At 72.1% G+C, this 22,306-nt stretch carries 18 protein-coding genes and 1 pseudogene; 4 read left to right on the top strand and 15 right to left on the bottom strand.

Annotated elements, in window-relative coordinates; genetic code table 11:
• The first annotated feature begins 219 nt into the window (after positions 1-219).
• Entirely contained in the window at positions 220-813 is a 594-nt protein-coding gene (locus ACWGDE_RS18735; protein ID WP_453390103.1) for a DUF937 domain-containing protein, read from the top strand.
• 122 nt (positions 814-935) lie between these two features.
• Here the strand turns inward: ACWGDE_RS18735 and ACWGDE_RS18730 are convergent, their stop codons facing one another.
• The 14 genes from ACWGDE_RS18730 to ACWGDE_RS18665 form a co-directional block, all read right to left on the bottom strand.
• Positions 936-1,310: a nuclear transport factor 2 family protein gene (locus tag ACWGDE_RS18730; RefSeq protein WP_453390102.1), complete on the bottom strand. Its 375-nt coding sequence runs from the start codon at positions 1,308-1,310 to the stop codon at positions 936-938.
• 195 nt (positions 1,311-1,505) lie between these two features.
• On the bottom strand, positions 1,506-2,774 hold the full coding sequence (locus tag ACWGDE_RS18725) for an aminotransferase-like domain-containing protein (RefSeq protein ID WP_453390101.1): 1,269 nt from the start codon (positions 2,772-2,774) through the stop codon (positions 1,506-1,508).
• Between the two features lie 5 nt (positions 2,775-2,779).
• Positions 2,780-4,120, bottom strand: a complete 1,341-nt coding sequence (locus ACWGDE_RS18720; protein WP_453390100.1) for an MFS transporter — start codon at positions 4,118-4,120, stop codon at positions 2,780-2,782.
• Positions 4,117-6,729 carry an ATP-grasp domain-containing protein gene (locus ACWGDE_RS18715; RefSeq protein WP_453390099.1) on the bottom strand — a complete coding sequence of 871 codons (2,613 nt, stop codon included), beginning with the start codon at positions 6,727-6,729 and terminating at the stop codon, positions 4,117-4,119. The genes ACWGDE_RS18720 and ACWGDE_RS18715 overlap by 4 nt, the downstream gene beginning before the upstream one ends.
• A 112-nt stretch (positions 6,730-6,841) precedes the next feature.
• Positions 6,842-8,134 carry an ATP-grasp domain-containing protein gene (locus tag ACWGDE_RS18710; RefSeq protein WP_453390098.1) on the bottom strand — a complete coding sequence of 431 codons (1,293 nt, stop codon included), beginning with the start codon at positions 8,132-8,134 and terminating at the stop codon, positions 6,842-6,844.
• Complete coding sequence (locus ACWGDE_RS18705) at positions 8,131-9,423, bottom strand: amidohydrolase (protein WP_453390097.1); 1,293 nt, start codon at positions 9,421-9,423, stop codon at positions 8,131-8,133. Before ACWGDE_RS18705 ends, ACWGDE_RS18710 begins: the two co-directional genes overlap by 4 nt.
• 10 nt (positions 9,424-9,433) lie before the next feature.
• Entirely contained in the window at positions 9,434-10,804 is a 1,371-nt protein-coding gene (locus tag ACWGDE_RS18700) for an MFS transporter (protein ID WP_453390096.1), read from the bottom strand.
• Complete coding sequence (locus ACWGDE_RS18695; RefSeq protein WP_453390095.1) at positions 10,791-11,504, bottom strand: hypothetical protein; 714 nt, start codon at positions 11,502-11,504, stop codon at positions 10,791-10,793. The genes ACWGDE_RS18700 and ACWGDE_RS18695 overlap by 14 nt, the downstream gene beginning before the upstream one ends.
• Before the next feature lie 73 nt (positions 11,505-11,577).
• Positions 11,578-12,915: a diaminobutyrate--2-oxoglutarate transaminase family protein gene (locus tag ACWGDE_RS18690; protein ID WP_453390094.1), complete on the bottom strand. Its 1,338-nt coding sequence runs from the start codon at positions 12,913-12,915 to the stop codon at positions 11,578-11,580.
• 4 nt (positions 12,916-12,919) lie between these two features.
• Positions 12,920-15,289, bottom strand: coding sequence for a carbamoyltransferase HypF (hypF, locus tag ACWGDE_RS18685; protein ID WP_453390093.1), 2,370 nt, complete (start codon positions 15,287-15,289; stop codon positions 12,920-12,922).
• Positions 15,290-15,309: 20 nt separating this feature from the next.
• Complete coding sequence (hypE, locus tag ACWGDE_RS18680) at positions 15,310-16,335, bottom strand: hydrogenase expression/formation protein HypE (RefSeq protein ID WP_453390092.1); 1,026 nt, start codon at positions 16,333-16,335, stop codon at positions 15,310-15,312.
• Between the two features lie 44 nt (positions 16,336-16,379).
• Complete coding sequence (locus tag ACWGDE_RS18675) at positions 16,380-16,964, bottom strand: cysteine hydrolase family protein (protein ID WP_453390091.1); 585 nt, start codon at positions 16,962-16,964, stop codon at positions 16,380-16,382.
• A gap of 251 nt (positions 16,965-17,215) precedes the next feature.
• Positions 17,216-17,791 carry an N-acetyltransferase family protein gene (locus ACWGDE_RS18670; protein ID WP_453390090.1) on the bottom strand — a complete coding sequence of 192 codons (576 nt, stop codon included), beginning with the start codon at positions 17,789-17,791 and terminating at the stop codon, positions 17,216-17,218.
• A 161-nt stretch (positions 17,792-17,952) separates the two neighbouring features.
• Positions 17,953-18,756: a hypothetical protein gene (locus ACWGDE_RS18665; protein WP_453390089.1), complete on the bottom strand. Its 804-nt coding sequence runs from the start codon at positions 18,754-18,756 to the stop codon at positions 17,953-17,955.
• A 220-nt stretch (positions 18,757-18,976) separates the two neighbouring features.
• Here ACWGDE_RS18665 and ACWGDE_RS18660 point away from each other — a divergent pair, with 220 nt between their 5' ends.
• Positions 18,977-19,945, top strand: a complete 969-nt coding sequence (locus tag ACWGDE_RS18660) for a helix-turn-helix transcriptional regulator (protein ID WP_453390088.1) — start codon at positions 18,977-18,979, stop codon at positions 19,943-19,945.
• Between the two features lie 95 nt (positions 19,946-20,040).
• On the opposite strand, the gene ACWGDE_RS18655 is transcribed toward ACWGDE_RS18660, so the two are convergent.
• Complete coding sequence (locus tag ACWGDE_RS18655; protein WP_453390087.1) at positions 20,041-21,006, bottom strand: EamA family transporter; 966 nt, start codon at positions 21,004-21,006, stop codon at positions 20,041-20,043.
• Positions 21,007-21,114: 108 nt separating this feature from the next.
• Between ACWGDE_RS18655 and ACWGDE_RS18650 the strand changes: the two genes are divergently transcribed.
• Together ACWGDE_RS18650 and ACWGDE_RS18645 are read left to right on the top strand one after the other, a co-directional pair.
• Positions 21,115-22,080: a LysR family transcriptional regulator gene (locus ACWGDE_RS18650; RefSeq protein WP_453390086.1), complete on the top strand. Its 966-nt coding sequence runs from the start codon at positions 21,115-21,117 to the stop codon at positions 22,078-22,080.
• 10 nt (positions 22,081-22,090) lie between these two features.
• Positions 22,091-22,306 (top strand): annotated as a pseudogene (locus ACWGDE_RS18645) (hypothetical protein); the annotation flags it as partial.

The raw sequence follows: 22,306 nt of genomic DNA, 5'->3' as shown, positions 1-22,306 counted from the left end.
GGGTCCGGCCTTCCGGCCGGACCCCCTCACGGTTACCCCTCCCTCGTCGGACTTCCCGATCCCCCCAGATCCCTCCCCGGAAGCGCCGACGCAACATACGACCCGCGACCACCGCCGGTGGTTGCACGCCGATTCACACCTTTACTTCTCCATTACCCAAGGGTGATCCCGGCGCGATCCGAGGTGCCGGTAAATCGGCACAGAAGTAGCGTTTCAGGCATGAGCGAACCTTCATTCCAGGACGACGTGCTGAGCGAACTCGGCGAGGACCGGCTGACCGAGATCGCCGGGCTCCTCGGTACGGACGCGAACGGCGCCCGCGACACCGTCGCGGCCACGGTCGGCGCGATGACCGGCGACCTCCAGCAGAAGGCCGACGCCGATGACGACGACGGCAACGAGGTCCGACAGGCGTTCGCCGAGGTGACCGAGGCTCCACTGGAAGGCGTGGCCACCCTCGGCGGCGGCCTGGGCGGCATGCTCAGCGGCGGGATGATGGCCGGGGTGCTCGCCAAGGTGAGCAAGCCCGTGGCCAACGCCGTCTCCAAGAAGACCGGCATCCCCGCGCCCACCATCGCCCGCGTCATCGAACTGCTGATCCCGGTGCTGCTGGCCGTCTTCGCCAAGCGCGCGGCCGGCAAGGGCACGGGCGGCGCGACCCCGCAGGCCTCCGGCGCCGACTCCCCCATCCCCTCCCCCGGATCGGTACCGGGCGCGGCGGGCACGGGGGCGGGCGCGGCCCCCGGTGCGGCCCCGGCCGGCGGTGGCCTCGGGGACCTGCTGGGCCAGATCCTCGGCGGCGGCAAGAAGTAGCACGTTCACCCGTACGGCCGACACGGCCCCGGTCGGTACCGGGGCCGTGCCGTAGGGGCTGGGTCCGGGCCGCCCCCCGGCGGTCCGGACCCGACGCGGAGCCGGACCCACCCGGCCCCGCGTCAGATCGCGGGGCGGTAGAAGAAGGTCTTGCGGTGCTCGATCCGGCCGTCGCGCACGAGGTAGGTGTCGGCGAAGGCCTCGTCCAGCGCGGTGCCGTTCCTGTCGGCTCCCCGGAAGCGCCCCCAGCAGGCGGCCGCGGCCAGCCCGCCGGTCACCTGGCTCACCTCGTGCGCGCCCGAGGTGATGATCCGTTCGTGCTCGTAGAAGCGGCGGATGCGGTCGAGGCCCTCCAGCGGGGGGTAGCCCGGGCGCTCGTAGACGGCGTCCGGCGAGAAGACCTCGCCGAGCCGGTCCCACGAGCGGGTGTCGATCACCTGGAACAGCCGGGCCACCAGGATGTCGGCGGTCACCGGTGCGGGGGACGTGGTTGTCACGGCCATGCTCCTTGAGGGGTGCGGACAGTGCGGGATGAGGACTGTGCGGATGCGCACCGTGCGGGATGGACGCGGTGCGGGTCGTGCGGCCGGGGATCACCCGTGGGTACTGCGGCCGTGCGGTCGCGGCGGCCGTGAGGTCATGCGGTCGTGAGGTCGCGGCGGTCGCGGCGGCCGTGCGGTCGCGGTGGTCGTTCAGGAGCCGTCGGCGAGGGCCTTGTCCCAGGCCTCGGCCAGCCGCGAGACGCCTTCCTGGCGCTGCGCGTCGTCCAGGGAGGCGAAGGACAGCCGCAGGACGCGCGACCCGTCCTCCTCGATGCAGAAGGGCGTGCCCGGCACGATGGCCACGCCGCGCGCCAGCGCGTGCTCGTAGAGCGCCTCCGAGCCGACCCGCGGATCGGTCAGCCGGCACCAGAAGAAGAGCCCGCCGCGCGGCCGTTCGAAGTCCAGCCAGGGCAGCCGCTCGCGCAGCAGGGTCTCCATGTCCCGGGCCCGCCCGCCGTAGAGCGTGCGCAGTCCCGCCAGGTGGGCCGGCAGGAACTCCGGGTCCCCCAGCAGGTCGACGAGCAGGTACTGGCCGAGGGTGTTGGTCTGCAGGTCGCCGCACTGCTTGGCGGCGACCAGCTCGCCGATCAGCCCGGCCGGGGCGACCAGGCCGGCCACCCGCAGTCCCGGGCAGACCGTCTTGGACAGGCTCATCAGCCGGACCACCCGGTCGGTGTGCACGTCGGTGGAGGGCAGCCGGCCGCCCTCGAAGGCCAGGTCGCCGTACGGGTCGTCCTCGACCACCAGGAAGCCGTACCGCTCGGCGAGCGCGGCCAGGTGGCGGCGGCGCTCCCCGGAGAGCACCGCCCCGGTGGGGTTGTGGAAGTGCGGGACGACGTAGACCAGCTTGGGCCGGGCGCCGGCGGCCAGGCGCTGTTCCAGCACGTCGGTGCGCATGCCGTCCGCGTCGGCGGGCACCGGCAGCAGCCGGGCCCCGGCCCGCCGGAAGACCTGTACGGCGCCCAGGTAGCTGGGGTCGTCCAGGGCCACCTCGTCACCCTCGTCGACGACGGTCTGCGCGACGAGGTCGAGGCCCTGCTGGCTGCCGGCGGTGACCATCACCCGGTCGGGGGTGACGGCGGCGCCGGTCGCGGTGGCCCGGGCCGCGATCACCTCGCGCATCGGGGCGATGCCGTCCGTGGGGGCGTACTGGAGCGCCGGGACGGCGGAGCGGGCGAACAGCCGCTCGGTGGCCTCCGCGAGCCGGGCCACGGGGAAGCTGTCGGGCGCCGGGATGCCTCCGGCCATCGAGAGCACTCCGGGTGCGCCGGCGGCCGCCAGGATGCGGCTCACCGCGTCGGACCGGCCCCAGCCGGTCCGACGGGCGAGCAGGCTCTCGATGGCTCCGAAGGCCTGGGCCGGCCGCGCCGCGGGGGGCACCGGCTCGAGGGGCACCGGCTCGAGGGGCACCGGGGTCACGGCGGTCACCTCGCTTCCGCCTTCCGCGGCTGCGCGCCGATCTGCGCCGGGAAGTCCTTCAGGCGCCACACCGGCGACTTCAGGACCACCAGGACCGCGGTGAGGAAGAGCGCGGCCGTGACGAACAGGGTCTCCCGCAGCCCGATGAGGTCGCCGAGCCAGCCGCCGAGCAGCGCCCCGAGCGGGAGGGTGCCCCAGGAGACGAACCGGTATCCGGCGTTCATGCGGCCCAGGAGCTGGTCCGGGGTCATGGACTGGCGCAGGCTGATGATGTGGATGTTGGCGATGGTGCCGCCCGCGCCGATCAGGGCGAAGGCGGCGACGAACAGCGCCAGCGAGAGCGCTCCGCCGTTCGCCGGGGCCGCCGGGATGGCCGCGGGGGCCAGGCAGCACAGCAGCAGGGCCGCCAGGATGGCGGGTCCCAGCCCGATCCTGCGCTTGAGCCGCTGCGCGAACAGCGAGCCGACCAGGGAGCCCACCGCGCCCGTGCCGAGCAGCAGGCCGATGCCGCCGGGCGAGATGCCGAGCGTGCGGGCCGCGTACAGCACGAACACGGTCTGGAGCGACATCCAGCACAGGTTGTACAGCCCGGACTGCAGGGCGCAGGCCCGCAGGTGGGCGCTGTCCCAGATGATCCGCACGCCCTGCTTGACGCTCGTCCAGATCCCGGTCCGCTCCTGCTGGGGCACCGGCGCCGGTTCGGAGCGCCGTACCGCGAGCAGGGTGAGCACGGAGACCAGGTACGAGATCCCGTTGATCAGCAGCGCGTAGGGGGCGGTGACCCACCCGACGAGCAGGCCGGCCAGTCCGGGGCCGCCGATCTGGGCCAGCGAACTGGTGCCCTGGAGCTTGCTGTTGCCCTCCACCAGGTGCTCCTTGCCGACCAGGGTCGGCAGGTACGACTGGTAGGAGACGTCGAAGACGACGGTCAGGGTGCCGACGAGCAGTGCGGCGACGTACACGTGCTCGATGCGGAGCAGGTCCAGGACGGCCAGCAGCGGTACCGCGCTGACCAGCAGGGCACGCCCCACGTTGGCCATGATCATCAGCGGCCGGCGCCGCACCCGGTCGACCCAGACGCCGACCAGGAGGGTGACCATCAGGAACGGGGCGTAGGAGGCCGCGTTGACGAAGCCCACCTGCGAGGAGCTGGCGTCGAGCGTGAGCACCGCGGTGAGCGGCAGTGCCAGGGTCGTGACCTGGGCCCCGATCTGCGAGATCGCCTCTCCGGACCAGAACTTGAGGAATTCCGGGTCCCGCCAGAGCGTGGAGTTCCCGGCGCCGGCCGGGGGGCCCGCCGGCGCCTCCTCCAGCGTCTCGGCGGCCCCGTTCCCGATGTCGGTCACTTCGCGTCCACCGCCCCTGCGGCCGGGTCGACGTGGAAGGCACAGCCGATCTGGGCGCCGCGCAGCATGCTGACGATGCCCACGGCCGGGTCGGTGACCCCGCGGGCCAGGGTGCCGGCGTAGCGTCCGTCGACCATCAGGGTCCCGTAGGCGACGGCCATGTCCTCGCAGCTCTCGCCGTCCTCGGAGAGGAACCGCTCGGTGGTCGGCAGCAGGCGGTGCTGCAGGACGAACGGGCCGTCCGTGGCCTGGCGGAGCTTGGCCACCCACTCCTTCTGGTCGGTGGTCCAGCCGGGGGTCACGCCGACGCCGCCGTAGAGCAGCGTGGGCTTGAGGACCAGGTGGTCCTTGTTGGCGATGGCGTAGGGCAGCAGGTCGATCTTCTCGCCGTCGTAGGTGACCTTCTCGTCGCGCACGAACCGGGTCCACGGCAGGATGCGGTCGATCAGCTCGCACTCCTGCGCGGTGAAGACTCCGCGGTTGCGCTCGTCGCTGAGCATCGCGAGGCTGCCCTTGTTGCCGTACAGCTCGCAGTCGAGCGGGGCGAACAGTTCGACGTTGCCCGCCTCGACGGCGTCCAGCAGCGGGTTGACGAGGTCGTAGGTGCGGGGCTCGTCCGGCATTTCGCCGGGCAGGAACATCCGGTAGACCACGTCGACCTTGCGGCCGCGGTGCAGCACGTTGCCGGCCTCGTACGTGAACTCGCCCAGGTGGCAGACGACGGGCTCGAAGCCGAGCCGCTCGAAGGCCGGGACGACGAACTCCATCCAGCACTTGGACTTCTCGAAGCCCTCGGGCCAGTCGGTGATCGCGAGCAGCGGCCGCTCGATGCCTTCGAGGGAGGGTGCCTGGCGGCGCAGCACCTCGGTGATGCGGGCGAGGGGGTCGGGGTAGACCAGGCCTTCGGCGTCCGCGAACCTCGCGAACTCCTCGTCCTGGACCAGGGCGCGGGCGAACTCGCCCATCTGCCAGCCGCCGAGCGAGGAGCCGGTGTTGAGCTCCATGACGCGGAAGCCGCCGGTCTCGCGGTAGAGGTCGGCCCGGGAGAGCGGGGCGAGCTCGTCGGAGGAGCCGCGCAGCACCAGGTCGGCCTGGGTGGCGGACATTCCGACGGCCCGGGCGAAGGCGCGCAGGTCGCCGTCGAAGAGCCGCTCGGGCACCGCCTTGAGCAGTTCGAAGAGGCCGCCGAGGTCGCGTTCGAGGGTGGTCACCTCCGTCGCGCTGAGGAAGACGGGGCGGTTGAGGCCCTCGCCGCCACCGGCGCCGGTGCGGAACCGCTCCACGCCGCGGACTCCGGAGACGGTCATCCGCCGGGCGGTGCGCTCGTGGTCGAAGAAGCGGCGGGTCACGGCGTTCTCCACGCGGGCGCCCAGCCGGTGCGCGGCGACCCCGGTCACCTCGGTACGGGACAGCTCCTCGGCCCGGTCCAGGGCGCGGCGGGTCCCGGCGGGGGTGTCGCTGACGGCGATGAGCGCGGCGGAGCGCGGGGTCAGGCCGCGCGGCGGGAGCAGCAGCTCGTCGCCGGGCTCCACCAGGGCGACCGCCTCGACGAGGTCCTCGACGTCCTCGGGCGCGGGCAGGACGACCCGGTCGACGGCCCCGTCGTAGGCCGGGTAGAGGAAGCGGACCTCTGCGCTCCTGGCCCGCGTCGGGGTGATGTCGGGGGTCTCCTCGAAGGCGATGCGGGCGGCCGCGAGGGGCAGGTCCACGCCGGTGGCCAGGTTGTTCAGGTGCGGGATGAGGTCTCCGCCGAGCCGGCCGTTGAGCTCGATCAGGCGCGGGCCGTCCGCGGCGACGCGCAGTTCGGTGTGGGTGACCCCGTAGTCGACGCCGACCGCGCGGTGGGATCCCTGGACCAGTTCGGTGACGGCGTCCGCCCACGGCTCCTGGCGCCAGTCGGTGACGAGGTGGCCGACCTCCTCGAAGTACGGGTGGGCGCCGAGGCGCTTGCGGGCCACCGCGACCGGGGTGGCGACGCCGTCCACGACGACGCTGTCCACGCTGAGTTCGGGGCCCTCGATGAACTCCTCGATCAGGACCGAGGCGGTGGTTCCGGCGCCGCGCAGGCGGCTGGTGGAGGCGAGCCGGAAGGCCCGGCGCAGGCCGTCCACGTCGCGCGCCATCATCACGCCGAAGCTGCCGCCGAGGGTGCGGGGCTTGACGACCACGGGGAAGCCGATGGTCTCGGCGGCGGCGACGGCCTCGTCCTCGGTGGTGGCCGGGATGTAGCGGACGGCGGCCATGCCGGCCGCCTCCAGGGCCTGCCGGGTGGCGTACTTGTCGCGGCAGATCTTGGCGGCCGCCGGGTCCATGGCCCGCATGCCCAGCTTCTTGGCGACCGAGGAGACGGCGACCAGGGACCACTCGTCCCAGGTGACGATCGCGGCGTTCGCGACCTCACCGCGCAGGTCGGCGACGGGGGCGTACAGCTTGGCCGCGTCCGTGGTGTCCGCGATCCGGTGGGTCTCCACGTAGCGGGCCTGCCAGCTGGGCGCCTCCGGCGCGACGAGCGTCACCTCGTAGTGCTGGGCGAGGGAGGCCAGGGCGTATTCGCGGTACTGGCGGATGCGGCTGCCGACGAGGATGACGCGCTGTCGTTCAGAGGTCATGAAGACCACGGTGGGTTCCTTTCCGATGCGGGGCGTGGTGCGTTCGCCCCGGCAAGACAGGGGGGTTCGGGGAGGGAGGCGCCGCGGGCCGGGCCGCGCGGCGCGTCGTGGTTCAGGTCTGCGGGGCGGGCGGGTTCGCGGACGGCTTCCCGGCCGGGTTCGCGGCCGGTACGCAGGTCAGCCGGAAGCCGTTCGCGGCCTCGGTGATGGCCGCCTCGACCTCCCGGGTGGAGGGGCCGCGGAAGCGGAACCGGGTGCCCACGTGCTCGTAGCCGCTGATCGCGGGGGCCACGGCGCCGACCGGGGTGTGCAGGACGGCGTACGGGAGCCGGTCCTTCGGGGGCTGCCGTACCCAGCCGGCGGCTTCCACCAGGCAGGGGGCGGGCACCGGCAGCGGGAGCAGCAGGTAGCCGCCGACCTCGCCGGTCTTCAGGGGCGGCAGGACCGGGGTCAGGCCGAGCTGGATGTCGACGGCGGCGGCCATCAGGTCGACGCCGTGCACGTCGCGCCAGGTGAAGGGGATCTCCCCGCCGCCCACCCGGGCCCCGCATTCGAGGAAGACCAGCGCGGGCCCGCCGTCGGCCGCCCGGGTGACGAAGGCCTCCAGGTGGAAGACCCACGGCCGGGCTCCGCCGAGGGCGGCGCCCACGGCCGCGGCGAAGGCCTCGGTGGCCTCCAGCAGCGCCGGGTCGTCCTCCTCCACGGAGCCGAGCCAGGTGCCCCGGGTGAAGTCGGCGCAGGTGCCGCCGACGTAGCGGGAGACGGTCCAGCTGCCCAGGGCGTCGCCCTCCCAGAGGCCGTCGATGTGCAGGATCGGCCCGTCCACGTAGCTCTGGACCAGGTACGGCTCGGCGGCCAGGGCCGCGGCCAGCCCGGGGACCGTCTCCAGTTCCGCGGCGGAGTCCACCCGGACCACGCCCCGGCTCGCGGTGCCGCGGTGCGGTTTGACGACCACCGGCCAGCCGTGGGCCTCGCCGAAGGCGCGTACGGCCGCCGGGTCGGGGGCCGGGGCGAAGGCCGGTACGGGCAGTCCGGCCGCCGTCGCCGTGCGGCACATGGTCAGCTTGTCGCGGAAGACGGCCAGCTCGGCAGTGGTCTGGCCGGGGATCGCGAACTCCTCGCGGATCAGCGCGGCCGTGTCGAGGTCCCCCTCGTTGAGGGCGACCAGCCGGGCCGGGGTGCCGAAGCGGCCGATGAGTCCGGTGACGGCCGCGCGGACGGCGGGCAGGTCGTCGGTCAGTCCCACGGTGGTCACGGCGGCGGCCGAGGCGGGCAGCGAGGCCCGTCCCAACTCGGTGCTCACGTAGGTGACGTGGGCGGACTCGTGGTCGAGGTAGTCGGTGTAGTGGGCGTGGGTGTCCCGCCAGCGGTGCAGGACGAGGATGTGGGGGCGGTCGCCGTTCACGCGCTCTCGCCCTCCTCTCCCTTACCGGCTCCGGCAGCCGCATCGGCGGCGAGCCAGGGCAGGGCGGCCGTCGCCATCGTGCGGACTCCGACGGACAGCGCGGGCCCGGCGACGGGCGCGAAGGTCGAGGAGTGGTTCTGCGGGAGGTCCTCCAGCCGGCCGGCCGCGAAGGCCTCGCCGAACGCCTGCGGGTCGAGGCCGCCGTAGAACCAGTACACCGAGGGCACCTGGGCCGCGGTGGCCAGGAGACCGAAGTCCTCGCTGGCGGTGGTCGGGCCCATGGTCATGACGGCGCCGGCCCCGAAGTGGTCGCGGTGGGCCTGGGCGACCAGCTCGGCGCTCGCCGGGTCGTTGACGGTCATCGGCAGGTGGTAGACGGAGGTGATCTCCGGGTCGGCGGTCGCCCCGGCGGCCGCCGATTCGGCGCGCGCCAGGCGCTCGATGGCCGCGATGACCTTCTCGCGGACCGGCGCGGAGCTGGTGCGGACGTTGATGCCGAGCTCGGCGGTCTCGGGTATGACCGCGGCGGTGGTGCCGGCCTGCAGCTTGCCGACGGTGAGCACCACCGGTTCCTGGGCGGCGACCTCGCGGGAGACCACCGTCTGGAGCCGCAGCACCAGCGAGGCGGCCATGACCACGGGGTCCACCGCTGCCTCGGGCTTGGAGCCGTGGCCGCCGCGCCCGAAGAGCTTGACCGTGATGGAGTCGGTGGCGCCCATGACCGTGCCGGGGCAGGTGGCGATGAGCCCGGTGGGGCCCGGTCCGACGTGCGAGCCGAGGATCACGTCGGGGCGCGGGAACCGCTCGAAGAGGCCGTCGTCGACCATCGCCCGGGCTCCGTAGCCGCTCTCCTCGCCCGGCTGGAACACCGCGACGACGGTGCCCCGCCAGGCGTCCCGGTTGCGGGCGAACAGTTCGCAGGCCCCGATCAGGGCGGCCACGTGCAGATCGTGTCCGCAGGCGTGCATCACGGGGACCTCGGTGCCCGTTTCGTCGGTGGCGGTCTCGGTGCTCGCGTACGGCAGTCCGGTGGCCTCCTTGACGGGCAGCGCGTCCATGTCGGCGCGGAGCATGACCACCGGGCCCTCGCCGCCGCGCAGGACCGCGACGACGCCGGTGCGGCCGACTCCGGTGGTGATCTCCCAGCCGCCCTGGGCGGCCAGCCGCTCGGCGACGAGGGCCGCGGTCCGCTTCTCCTGGAAGGCGAGTTCGGGGTGGGTGTGCAGTTCGCGGTAGTCGGCCTCCAGGGCCGGCAGCAGAGAGTCGAGACCTTCGAGCAGTGCAGTCATGTCGTCCTTCTCAGGCATGAGGGGTTACGGAGGACGTGGGGTGCTCGCGTACACCCCATGAGGCGGCGAGCGCCGCCGCGGCGGTGAGTGCGGGCCACCACGGCAGCCAGTCGTTGTGCCCGGCCGAGCGCAGCAGCTCGGCGAGCATCGGGAAGGTGCCGCCGAAGAGGCTGATCGCGACCGCGGTGGGCAGGCCCACCGCCACGGCGCGCACGGCCGGCGGGAAGAGCTGCCCGGCGAAGACGTTGCTCACGGCGAGCGGCAGGCCCAGCAGGAAGAGCAGGACCACGGTGACCAGTTGGACGGGGACCTTGCCGGAGGTCATGGCCGTCAGCAGCGGCACGCTGCCCAGGGCGAGCCCGGCGAATCCGGTGCGCAGGACGGGCAGCGCCCCGAACCGGTCGGCGGCCTTGCCGCCGCCGAGCATCGCGAGGAGCAGCGCGACCATGCCCAGGAGCAGGGCCGCGGAGGTCTCCTCCTTGGTGGCGGCGCCGGCGCTGTCCGCGTAGGACGGGAAGTCGACGGTGACGAAGTAGAAGGCGGTGGTGGCACCGGAGGTGATGGCGAACACCACGGCGAGCCGCCCGAGGTGGGAGCGCAGCACGGGCCAGGGGCCGGGCGCCTTCGCGGTGGCGGGACGTGCCGCCGCGGTGGTCGCGCCCTCCTGTCCGGGTTCCTTGCCGGCGGCGGCCGTGAAGACGGCGCTCTCCGCGGCGCCGCGCCGGATCCACAGGGCGGTGAGGCCGAGCAGGGCGCCGAAGACGAAGCCGTAGCGCCAGCCGCCGTCCCGGACCCCGCTCTCCCCGAACACCCCGAGCAGGACGTTCATCACGATGAAGGAGAGTGCGCTGCCCAGGACCACTCCCCCGTAGGAGACAGCGCTGTAGAAGTAGCGGCGCCCGGCCGGGGCGGTCTCGGTGACGTACGCCGCCACGCTCGGGTTCTCCGCTCCCACCGAGAGCCCCTGCACCAGCCGGGCGCCGACCACCAGGAGCGGGGCGGCCAGGCCGATGGAGGCGTAGCCGGGTACGAGGGCCAGGAAGAGGGAGCCGGCGGCTATCAGCCCGACGGTGAGGGTCAGTCCGTAGCGCCGGCCGCGGGTGTCGGTGAGGCGGCCGATGATCACGCTGCCCAGGGGCCGGACCAGGAAGCCGAGGGCGAAGCCCAGGTAGGCGGCGATGAGTTTGGCGGTGGGCGAGGTGCCGGGGAAGAGCGCCTCGGCGAAGTAGGGGGCGAGGATGCCGTAGATGGTCCAGTCGTAGGCCTCGACGACCGACCCGACGGTGGCCGCGGCCAGTTCCCTGCGGGGGCGCCGGGCCGGCGCGGCGGTGGTGGCCACCGCGCCGGCCGACGGGACGCCGGCTTGCCTAGTGCTGGTCATCTGTCACTCCGTAGACCCTGATCAATGTGGTGTCCGGGCCGGGGAACGGCACGGCGTGCAGTCGGACCCCGGTCGCCGGGAGGTCCTCCAGGCCGGTCAGTCCCGTGAGGGCGGGCAGGCCGGCGGCGGCGAGCGCCCGCGTCACCGGTCCGTCCTGCTCGGTGCTGTCGGTCGCGACGAGGGCCGCGCCCTGCCGGGCGAGCAGGTCCACCGCGTCCTCGGTGAGGTACGGACCGGCCGCGCGGCCGGTCTGCACCACGACGGCGTGTCCGGCGAGGTCGAAGGGGGCCAGTGCGAGCCGGTCGGCGACCGGCTGCCCGGCTCCGGTCAGCCGCAGCAGGACCACGGGCAGGTCCACCAGGCCGGCCAGGCCCGGTGCGCCGCCGTCCGCGGCCGGCGGCCAGGCGGCCGCGGTCGCGGGGCCCGTCAGGTCGGTGGTTGCCCGGCCCGAACCGGCGGCCACGGTGTGGCGGGAGCCCTTGTGGGGTTCCTGGATCAGCTCCCGGCGCGTGATCTTCGTACTGCCGACCATCAGCAGTCCGAGGTGGCGCACCAGCAGTTCGCCCAGTTCTCCGTCGCCGATGTCGTCACCGGGGATGTCCAGCCGGAATCCCTGGGTCTGCAAGGCGCCGCCGTTGCTGAAGACGACCTCCGCGTCGAAGTCGACCCGCCACTGACCGCTGCTCGTTCCCGTGGTCATGTCCCTGTCCTCACGTTCGTGGATCCGTCGCTCGCGGATCCGTGCTCCGAAGTGCCCGGCCGGCCGGTCCGGTTCAGGCGCAGTCGATCAGAGCTTTCTCCAGAGCCGACGCCATCTCGTGGATCTCGTCCTCGGTGATGATCAGTGGCGGCAGGAGGCGGAGCACGGCGCCGTGGCGGCCGCCGCTCTCCAGCAGCAGCCCGTGCTCCAGGCAGGCCCGCTTGATGCGCTTGGCGCGGGCTCCGTCGGCGGGCAGGGTGCCGAGCGCGTCGGCCCGGCCGAGCGGGTCCACGATCTCCACGCCCCACATCAGGCCCCGGCCGCGGACCTGGCCGATCTCCGGGTGCCCCTCGGCGAGGCGGCCCAGCAGTTCGGCGATCAACTCGCCCTTGGCGGCGGCCTTTTCGATCAGGCCCTCGGACTCCGTGACCCGCATGGCTGCGAGTCCGGCGACCAGGGCGATCTGGTTGCCGCGGAAGGTGCCCGCGTGGGCGCCGGGCGACCAGGAGTCGTACTTGCGGTGGTAGAGCAGCATCGACAGCGGGAAGCCGCCGCCGGCCGCCTTGGACACCAGGACGGCGTCCGGTTCGATCCCCGACTCCTCGAACGCCCACATGGTGCCGGTGCGTCCGAAACCCGCCTGGATCTCGTCGAGGACCAGCGGGATGTCCAGCCGGGCGGTGATCTCGCGCAGCCCGCGCAGCCAGGCCGGCGGTGCGGGGATGACCCCGCCCTCGCCCTGGACCGCCTCGACGAAGATGGCGGCCGGCTTGGTGATGCCGCTCTCCGGGTCGGTGAGCAGCCGCTCCAGGTAGGTCAGTCCGGCCTGGACGCCCTGCTCGCCGCCGATCCCGAACGGGCACCGGTAGTCGTAGGGGAAGGGCAGGTGGTGGACGTCGGGCATCAGGGAGGGCACGGACTCCTTGGCGCCGAGGTTGCCGGTGAGGGCGAGCGCGCCCGCCGTCATCCCGTGGTAGGCGCCGTGGAAGGCCATCACGGTCCGCCGGCCGGTGGCGGTCTTGAACAGCTTGATGGCCGCCTCGGTGGCGTCGGTGCCCGCCGGCCCGCAGAACTGGGTCTTGAAGTGGTCGGGCATGGTGCCCGGCAGCCGGGAGTACAGGGCTTGCAGGTACTCGTACTTGGCGGGGGTGGTCAGGTCCAGCGCCTGCTGGACCTGACCGGAGGAGAGGTAGTCCCCGACCGCGCGCAGCACCTCGGGGTGGTTGTGCCCCAGCGCGAGGGTGCCCGCCGCCGCGAGGCAGTCCAGGTACTCGCGGCCGTGTCCGTCGCGGATCCGCGCGCCGCGGCCCTCGGAGAGGATCTGGCCGAAGGCGTTGGCGTAGGTCCGGGCGCCCGACTCGCGCTCCTTGACGAAGGTGTACATGTCGTCCGGCGTGAGGGTGGTGGTCACGTCTTCACTTCCTCAGGTGTGATCGGGCGTCGGCGACCATGACCTGTCCGAGGGCGATTCCCCCGTCGTTGGTCGGCACGAGCCGCTGGACGTAGGTGTCGAAACCGTCGGCGGTCAGCCCGGTCAGACAGTTGAGCAGCAGGAATTCGTTGAGGAACACGCCTCCGGAGAGGGCGACCTGGTTGACCCCGGTCTCCTCGCGCAGGGCCTTGCAGCGCTCCCGCACCATCTCGACGACGGCCGTGTGGAACCTGCGGCTGATCCGCTCCGTGGGCAGTCCGGCGGCGATGTCGGCGGCCATGGCCCGGATCACGGGCCGCGGGTCCACCTCGGTCAGGCCGTCCGCCGCGTAGGAGCCGAAGCGGTAGTCCGGGCCGGTCTCCCGGGTCGCGTCGCGGCCCAGCAGTCCTTCCAGTTCGATCGGGCCCTGGGCCTCGTACTCGGCCTTGGCGCACACCCCGGCCAGGGCGGCGGCCCCGTCGAAGAGGCGGCCCATGCTGGAGGTCGGCGGGGAGTTGACGCCCCGGGCGGCCATGGTCGCGAAGACCTGGCGGCGCTGCTCGTCGAGGACGGCCAGGGCGGGGAAGCCCGCCAGGGCCCGGTCCGGGTCTCCGTCGAAGGCGTCCAGGGCGAGGGCGTACCCGGTACGGATGGGTTCGCGCACGGCCTGGTCCCCGCCGATCAGCGGGAGTCCGCGCATCCGGCCGACCCGGCGGAAGGAGGCGTAGTCCCCGAGGAGGAACTCGCCGCCCCAGACCGTGCCGTCCTCGCCGTAGCCGAAGCCGTCGAAGATGACGCCCAGGGTGGTGCCGCTCACGTGGTTCTCGGCCATGCAGGAGGCCATGTGGGCGTGGTGGTGCTGCACTTCCACGGTGGGGCCGGCCGGGCCGGTGCCGTCGTCGTCCAGGGCGGCGCGGGTGGAGCGGAACTGCGGGTGCATGTCGTGTGCGGTGATCTCCGGCTTCAGCGCGTAGAGCTGCGCCAGGTGCCGGGCGGTGCGGTGGTGCGCGGCGAAGGTCTCGTCGTTCTTGAGGTCGCCGATGTGCTGGCTGAGGAAGACCTGGGAGCCGTTGGTGAGGGCGACGGTCGTCTTCAGTTCGGCTCCGAGGGCGACCACGGGGGCCACCTCGCGGCCGACGTCCACCGGGTAGGGGGCGTAGCCGCGGGCCCGCCGGATGAACTGCAGGAGCGGCTTGTCGAGTTCGGGGTGGTCCGAGAGGCGGACCACCGAGTCGTCCACGCGGATCTCGATGTCGCGGTCGTGGTAGAGGATGACGTCCGCGATCTCGAAGAGCTGCTCCAGCGCCTCCTCGTTGCGGTAGGCGATGGGGTAGCCGGAGATGTTGCCGCTGGTGGCGACGAGGGCCTCGAGGCCGGGCTCGTCCAGCAGCAGGTGGTGGTGGGGTGCCGACGGCAGCATGATCCCCAGGTTGGGGTTGCGCGGCGCCACGGACTCCGGGAGGGAGCCGGGGCGCTTGCGCGCCAGCAGGATCGGCCGGGCCGGCGAGCGCAGGATGTCGATCTCCTCTTCGGAGAGCTCCACCAGGCGCTGCGCCGTGGCGAGGTCGCGGACCATCACCGCGAACGGCTTGGAATCGCGGCGCTTGCGGCCGCGCAGCAGGGCCACGGCCTCCGCGTTCGTCGCGTCCACCGCGAGGTGGAACCCGCCGACGCTCTTGATCGCCGCGATCCCGCCGTCCGCCAGGACCCGGGCGGCCCGGACGAGGGCCTCGTCCCCTTCGGCCGTGTTCCCCTCGCGGTCCTGGAGCAGCAGCCGGGGGCCGCACTCGGGGCACGCGTTGGGCTGCGCGTGGTAGCGCCGGTCCATGGGGTCTTCGTACTCGTTCTTGCAGTCCGCGCACATGGTGAAGCCGGCCATGGTGGTCATCGGACGGTCGTACGGCAGGTCCTGGATGATCGAGTACCTGGGCCCGCAGTTGGTGCAGTTGATGAAGGGGTAGCGGTGCCGGCGGTCCTTCGGGTCCCGAAGTTCCGCCTGGCAGTCGCCACACACGTGGGTGTCCGCCGGGAGCAGCGCGGACCGGGCTCCGGTGTGCTCGCTGTGCACGATGGTGAACGGGCCGGGGGGCACGCTCCCCGGGGCCAGGTCCCGGGTGGGACGGACCTCGTCCACCCGGGCGAGTTCGGGGGCGCGGCCGCTCAGGCCGGCCGCGAACTCCGTCAGGGCGGCGACCGGTCCGGACGCCTCCACCAGCACGCCCTCGGGGTCGTTGCGGACCCAGCCGGCGAGGCCGAGTTCACGGGCCAGCTTGTAGACGAAGGGCCGGTAGCCGACGCCCTGGACCACTCCGGTGACGCGGATGCGCCATTCTTCCGTGGCCACTGCGGGCTCTGCGCTCTGGTCGATGCTCATGGCGGTCTCCTCGGTCCTTCTCAGCAGAGCCGGGGAAGTTCGGCGCCGAGCAGTTCCTCCAGCTGGGTCTCACGACCCTCCTTGTCGCGCAGCAGGACCAGGCCCTCGGTGTCCTCGGAGATCTCGCCGATGGTCACCGCGTCCTTGCCGTAGGGCAAGGAGCGCAGGAGCTCCAGCACCTCGGCCTCGGCCGCCGGGTCCACGAAGACCGCCAGGCAGCCCTCGTTGGCGCAGTGCAGGGGGTTGATGCCGAGCATGTCCGCGGCCATCGCGGTCTCGTGCTGGATGGGCAGGTCCTCCTGGGCCACGCGGATGGTGCGGCCGAGCTTGCCGGCGTACTCGTGGAGGACCGCCGTCAGGCCGCCGCGGGTGACGTCGCGCATCGAGCGGACGGCGCCGGGCGCCACGTTCGACAGGACCGTCTCGATGAGGCCGTTGAGCGGTGCGCAGTCGCTGTCCACGCGCTGTTCGAAGCCGAGGCCCTCGCGGATGGAGAGCAGGTGGACGGTGTGGTTGCCGATGGGGCCGCTGAGGATCACCTTGTCGCCGGGGCGCACGTCGGTCATGGTGAGCGGCTCGCGCTCGAAGACGCCGACGCCCGCGGTGTTGAGGTAGATCTGGTCGGCCTCGCCCTTGCGGACGACCTTGGTGTCGCCGCCGACGATCTGCACTCCGGCCTCGCGGGCGGTGTCGCGGACCGACTCCAGGGCCCGGACCAGCTTGGCTATGGGGAGCCCGGTCTCCAGGATCATCCCGAGGGTGAGGTACTTGGGCCGGGCGCCGGCCACGGCCAGGTCGTTGACCGTGCCGCAGACCGCGATCTTCCCGATGTCCCCGTTGCCGAAGAACGGCGGGTCGACCACGAAGGAGTCGGTGGTCATCGCGATGCGGTCGCCCTCGATCTTGAGGATCGCGCTGTCCTCCATGATGCCGACGTAGACGTCGCCGAGGGTCGAGGAGATCACCTGGAGCAGGTCCTGGCTGAGCTTCGCGCCGGTGCCGTGGTCGAGGACGATGAATTCGGTGGGATCCACGCTCGTGGTCATGCCGGTTCCTTTCCGGAGGGGGGCGGTGGTGGTGTGGGGCGTGGTCACGGGGTCTTGATGTTCTTGCGGGGCAGGCCGCCCTCGGCGTCGAGGACGCGCAGGACCTCGGCGGAGTCGGTCACGGTGGCGCAGTAGCCCTCCAGCCAGTCCAGGGCGCGCTGCTTGTCGTCGAGGCGGGCCGAGACGACGCAGTCGGACGGGACCCAGATGTTGTAGCCGCGGAAGAAGGCGTCGGCGGCGGTGGTCTGGACGCAGATCTGCGTCTGCATGCCGGTGATCAGGACGGTGTCGACGCCGAGGTCCTGGAGGCGCTGGTGCAGGTCGGTCTCGTAGAAGCCCGAGTCCTTGGACTTCTCCATGACGACGTCCTCGGGGGCGAGGAACGCCTCGATGATGTCGGCGCCGTGGGTGCCGCGCTGGACCGGGAGGTAGCCGTCGTAGCGCTCGGCGTTCGGGTCGTCCGGGTCGTTGACCAGCTGCAGGTGGAAGATGTGGTGGCCGCGGCGGCGCATCTCGTCGAGGAACCCGGTGAAGTGGGGGGTGGCGGCGTCCACCGCGGCGACGCGCTCGGGGTTCTTCTCGACCAGTTCGTACTGGAGGTCGTTGGTGAGGACGGCGATCTTCGACATGGCTGTGCCCTTCGGTTGACTGGTGTGTTCGACGACTGGTGTCTTTGACCGACCTGGCCGGGGGCGCGCGGAAGCACGCTCTGCCGGGGGGTGAAGGTGGTGGATCGCCCGCCGGTGGCGGGCCGGCGGCGCCTCGACGGGCGCCGGCGGTGGGAAGGCGCGTCACACGCGCGTCAGGTGCGGGGCGAGTGCCGCGCGTTCACGTGCTCGTACGTCTCGTACGGTCGGGTGGTGGTGCGGAGCCGGGCTCGTTACGCCGCGACGCGGTCGGATGCGAGCTCGTGGAGCCAGCTGCCGGTGGCCTCGAAGTGGGCCGTGATGTCGGCGAGCCGGGCGTACATGTAGAAGCCGGTGACGGGGCGTTCGTCGGCGCGGGCGTAGTCGGGCAGCCGGCCGTACTCGCGGAAGCCCAGGCGCTGCCAGAGCACGGAGGGGCCGTCGTCGCGGACTTCGAGGGTGATGACGTCGCATCCCATCTCGCCGACCTTGCGCAGGGCCTCGGCCCAGCCCTCCAGGAGGAACTGTCCGCGGTAGTCGGGGGCGACGACGCAGCGGCGCATCTCGACGATGTGGCGGCGGGCCGGCAGCGGGGCCCGGGCGAGGGTCACCATGCCGACGATCTGGCCCTCGTCGGTACGGACGTGGAGGAGGTCCACGGCGCCCTTCTGCAGATCGGCCTCGAAGGCCCGCATCAGCGGGAGGCCCTTCTCCAGTCCCACGGGTTCGTAGAAGCCGAGGGTCCTCTCCTTGACCGCTACGGCGTCCATCAGTTCGATCATTTCGCGCATGTCCTGCTCGGACAGCTCGCGAGGCCATGAATAGTGCATCGTCTCGTCTTCCTTGGTGAGTAGACGGGGGCGGCAGCCGGACGGACCCCGGACATCGCGCAGCACGGCCCGGCGGGGCGGTGCGGACGTCTGGGAGCGCAATGCCCGGGATCGCCGGCATGCGGGGGTTGTTCGACCTGCGGGTCCGACTACCTGCCGGACTAGACCGAAGCGGTGGCCTGGGTCTGCAGGTTGGTCTGGACGGCGGCGGCCGGGGCCGCCTGGGTCAGCAGCGAGAGGTCGGCTCCGGCGCCGAGCACCGTGGCGGCGTAGACCTCGACGAAGTAGGAGACGAACAGCGAGTTGATCTTGATGAGGTGCTCGACGAACCGCTCTTCGTCGGCCTCGTCCTTGACGACCCGCATGATGAGGTTCCAGACCATGTCCACGTGGTCGTCGTCCTCGTCGAGGGCCAGGTGGGCACGGGCACCCTTGGTGTTGGCGGCGCCGACGTGCTGCTCCATGATGTCCAGCCAGTCCGGCTGGGTCTTGCCCGCGATGTACTCCAGGTAGAAACCGCTGATCATCGCGGCCAGCGGGCCCTCGGTGGCCATCGTGTAGTAGAAGTAGCCGTTGAGCAGTTCGGTGGCGAAGGTCGGGCGGATCGCGTAGATCTCCTCGTCCGTCATGCCCACCTTGTGCAGGTCGCCGGCGAACATGCGGTCGTGGCGGCCCTCCTCCGCGCCGTAGAGGCCCCACTCCTTGCAGAGCTGCGGGTCCCGGGTGGCCCAGTAGTTGGCGATGAGCGGGTCGACGGCGCGCTTGAGACCGATGCGGATCATCGTCTCCACGTTGTGCCGCTTGTACAGTTCGAGGTCGAACTTCTCCTTGTCGAGCATTCCGTCGGCGCCCGCACTGCGCTCGTAGAAGTCCCGCTCGAACTTCAGGAGAAGCTCGTCCACTCGCTTGCGGAACTCGGGTCGCTGCAGGTTGGAGTACGTGTTGTACGACTTACTTCGAGGCATCTCATCCCCAGCCGAGATCGTTGACTACCTGATCCGGACCAGCAGTACGTGGCATGCTTACCTGCCCCTCCAGAATGTTTCTGCGGTCCGGATCAGCTTCGCCTTCATCCTGACGGTGGGACGACTTCCGGATCCATCCCCTTCTGGGATCATGTTGCCGCTGGCGAAAACATGACAGGGGGATGAATTGAACTCAATCGGGCAAGTCCATCCTTTTCCCGTGCCTCAGCTGACCGCTGAAGGGAACCGTCTCTACCGGTTCGTAACCCTGACACCGGGTACAACGCGCGAAACCGCGGGCGAAGCACTGGGCATGGACGCCGCCGAGGTGCAGGAAGCGGCCGACGCCCTGGGGGATCTGGGGCTGCTGAGCAAGTGCCCGGACACGGGGATCTACACCCCGTACCCCGTGGAACACGCGCGCATCAAGGTCCTCAACCCGGCGCAGCACGGGCTCAACGAGATGCAGTCCTTCATCGACCATCTGCGGGGCGATCTCGACGAGTTGACACTCAAGACCGAGCACTTGCAGGACGACAACTCACTGGAGGTCGTCCCCGGAGTGGGCGACGTCCGCAAACTCATCACCGGCCTCGCCGAGGGCTGCCGCGCCGAGGTGCTCACCTCCCAGCCCGGCGGAGCACGCGACGAGGGGGTGCTCGACGAGAGCCTGGAGCGCACCGAACGGCTGCTGAAGCGGGGGGTGCGGATGCGGACCCTCTACCAGCACACGGCCCGCTTCAGCCCGGTCACCACGTCCTTCGTCGAACGTTTCACACCGCTCGGCGCGGAAGTCTGCACGCTCGCCGGCGGTTTTCCGCGCTGCATCGTCTTCGACCGGGAAGTGGCGATCCTGCCGCTCATGGACGGATCTCACGGGGCGGCGGTATCGAGAAATCGCCACCTTGTCTCATTCATTGCGGAGGCTTTCGAGCGGGCCTGGAGTTCCGCGGAGAAATTCGTCCCGGAGACCGACCGGCCGGCTCGCGCGGCGATTACCTCGGACATCCAGCAGACCATCGTCTCGCTCCTCATTCAGGGTGAATCGGACAACCGCATAGCCCATGTCGTCGGGATTTCCCTGCGGAATTGCCAGCGGCACATCGCGAACATCATGAAGAGCATCGGCGCCCGCAACCGGCTGCACGCCGGATACCTGCTGGGCAAGGAGCCCTTCGGCGGACACTGAAATCCCCCGGGCGGATCCGGGCCGCGAGGTGCGGCCCGGCCGGCCGGGGGATCCGTCGTACGGGGTGGAGTTGCGGCGCGGAGGTACGGCGCCCACTAAGCGGTCTCGGGTACGGGGACACCCGCGTCGGCGGCCTCACGGGCGCCGGGCTGCCCGGGGGTTCCGGGCGACTCGGGCGCCTTCTCCGGCGCGGCCGCGGCCCGGGGCTTCGAGGGGACCAGGGAGGTCATCGCGACGCCGCCCACCAGGAGCACGGCCGCCACCCAGCGCAGGCCGCTCACCTGCTCCCCCAGCACCAGGGCCGCCGAGGTCATCCCGAAGACCGGCACCAGGAGCGAGAACGGGGCCACCGAGGAGGCGGGGTAGCGGCGCAGCAGGAATCCCCACGCCCCGAAGCCGAACACGGTGGTGATCCAGGCGAGGTACAGGATGACGCCGACGCCGCTCCAGTCCAGTCCGCGCAGCGCGGCCAGGTCCCGCTCCGGGCCCTCCAGCAGCAGCGACAGCGCGGCCAGCGGCAGCACCGGCACCACGCTCACCCACACCATGAAGTTCAGGGCGTCGGGCGGGGAGGCCTTGCGGGTCAGGACGTTGGACACGCCCCAGCAGGCGGCGGCCGCGATCACCAGCGTGAAGCCCAGGACCGGGCCGGAGGCGCCCTCGTCCACGGCGGCCACGCCGATCCCCAGGAAGGCCACGGCCATCCCGGCCAGCCGCACCCGGCCCGGCCGCTCCTTGAGCACGACGGCCGCGAACACGGCGGTGAACACGGCCTGCGCCTGGAGCACCAGCGAGGACAGCCCGGCGGGCATCCCGTGGTCCATGCCCGTGAACAGCAGACCGAACTTCACGATGCCGAGCACCACACCGACGGCGATCACCCACTTCCACGCCACCTTGGGCTTGCCGACGAAGAAGACCGCGGGGATCGCGGCGACCAGGAAGCGCAGGGCGGACAGCAGCAGCGGAGGGAACGAGCCGAGCCCGATCTCGATGACGACGAAGTTGAAACCCCAGACGGCGGCTACGAGAACCGCGAGGGCGGTATGTATGGGTCGCATGCTTCGAGCATCGGCTCAACGACCGTTTAGCACCAGCGATGATGTCTTAGGTATCGGAATTAGTGATGCTTCATCCAGGAGCGGTACGGGGCGCCTAGGCTGGCTCGCATGCTGGACCTCCAACGGCTGCGCGCCCTCCACGCCGTCTCCGTCCACGGCTCGGTGGGCGCGGCCGCCGCCGCACTCGGGTACACGCCCTCCGCCATCTCCCAGCAGATCTCCAAGCTGGAGCGGGAGACGCGCACCACCCTGCTCGAACGCCACGGCCGCGGGGTCGCGCTCACCGAGGAGGCCAAGCTGCTGGCCGCGACGGCCGAGCAGTTGCTGGCCATCGCGGAGCGGGCCGAGACCGCGCTGGAGGAGTCCCGCGGCCAGCCCGTCGGCCGGCTGCGGATCGCCGCCTTCGCCTCCGCCGCCCGCGGTCTGCTCCCCGGGGTCCTCGCCGACCTGGCCCACCGTCACCCGGCCCTGGACACCCGGCTCACCGAGATCAACCCGCACCTGTCGATGGACCTGGTGGCCCGCGGCATCACCGACCTGGCCGTCACCCACGACTGGGACATCGCCCCGCTGCCCGTGCCCGACGGCGTGGAACAGGCCCTGATCGGGGACGACCACTGCGACCTCGTGGTGCCCGCCGGACACCCCTTCACCTCGCGCTCCACCATCAGCCGCTCGGACCTGGGCGGGGAGCGGTGGGTGTGCCAGCCGCCCGGCCGGGTCTGCCACGACTGGCTGGTGCGCACCCTGCGCACGGCCGGGTTCGAACCCGACATCACGCACGTCGCCGAGGAGAACCACACCATCGTCGCGCTGGTCGCCGCCGGGCTCGGGGTGGCCGTCGTACCGCGGCTGGGCACCGGTGAACTGCCGCCCGGCGCGGTGGCGGTCCCCCTGGACCCGGGCCCCGTACGCCGGTTGTACGCGACGTGGCGGACCGGGGCCGCCCGCCGGCCCGCGATCACCGAGGCCGTGCGGACGATCCAGGAGCACTGGGCCCGGCCAGGCGGTCTCGGCCCCCGTCCGGGGGACCTGGCGAGTGTCCGTCGCTCTGAAGGCGTAGTCCCGCAGTAGCGTCCGGCGCGTGCCGTACCAAGCCTCACGCCGGACCCTGCTCACCGTCGCCGCCGTGGCCGCCGTCACCGCCGCGGGGGCCGTCTCCGCCGCCGTGGGCCCCTCCCGGAGCCCCGGCGGACCGGCCCCGCACGGCCCCCTCCCCGACGACCCCCGGCCCGGCGACCGCCCGCCGGGGCGCACCGCGTCCCGGGCCAGGCCGCGCGAGACCCTGGCCCGGATGAGC

The sequence above is a fragment of the Streptomyces sp. NPDC054956 genome, assembly GCF_053609185.1.
This window is presented reverse-complemented; position numbering and strand designations above follow the sequence as displayed.